1 protein-coding gene is annotated in these 729 nt (G+C 43.2%); it reads right to left on the bottom strand.

Features of this window, described 5'->3' with window-relative positions; all coding sequences use genetic code 11:
• On the bottom strand, positions 1-608 hold a 608-nt coding region (gene mnmD, locus KIV40_RS34175; protein ID WP_285353885.1), incomplete at its 3' end, for a tRNA (5-methylaminomethyl-2-thiouridine)(34)-methyltransferase MnmD.
• Between the last annotated feature and the right edge of the window lie 121 nt (positions 609-729).

Below are 729 nucleotides of genomic sequence, written 5' to 3'. Positions count from 1 at the left end.
GCAAAACCATCAAGGAACCAAGCGTCGACTAACCCATGCTCTGGGGTCGGGACAAGTGGCATGCAGTCTTTAATATCACCAAACCATAAATCGAGGGTAATTTTGCCATCACCGAGTACAATTCGGTGACATTCCGGCACTGCAATCGGATAGTGCTCTTGAAGCTGAGCTGCATATTCAGCAAGTTCTGGCCAAGCTTGATGCGCTTTGATGAGATCGTCTTTATTTAACGGGTATTTCTCAAAACTGATGAAATGTAACTCTTTGGTAATGGCTTGTGGGTTATCTTTTAGGAATGCGTCAAACCACTGCCAAACCGCAAGGAAGTTTAGGCCAGTACCAAAGCCAGTTTCTGCAATTACAAAGCGGCGTTGGTCGTGTTCTAGCCAGCGCTCTGGAAGGTGGTTTTGTTTTAAGAACACGTAACGAGTCTCTTCTAAACCGTTCACGTTTGAGAAGTAAACGTCGTTGAATTGGTCGGAAACTGGCGTGCCAGACTCGTTCCAATCCAGTTCAGCGTTAGTAATTGAAGTCATAAAATCTATCATTTTGTGATTTGAAGCGATATGTTGATAGGGATTGTACGAATTTCTAGGAAAGCTGACCACTTTTGTTGGCCTTCTTGGTTATCATCTAGCTGAATTTTGAATTATAGGAATGTCACATGAAACGAGTCGTAATCACCGGTATGGGTATTGTTTCAAGTATCGGTAACAACGTCGAAGAAGT

This window comes from Vibrio sp. D173a, assembly GCF_030248475.1.
This window is presented reverse-complemented; position numbering and strand designations above follow the sequence as displayed.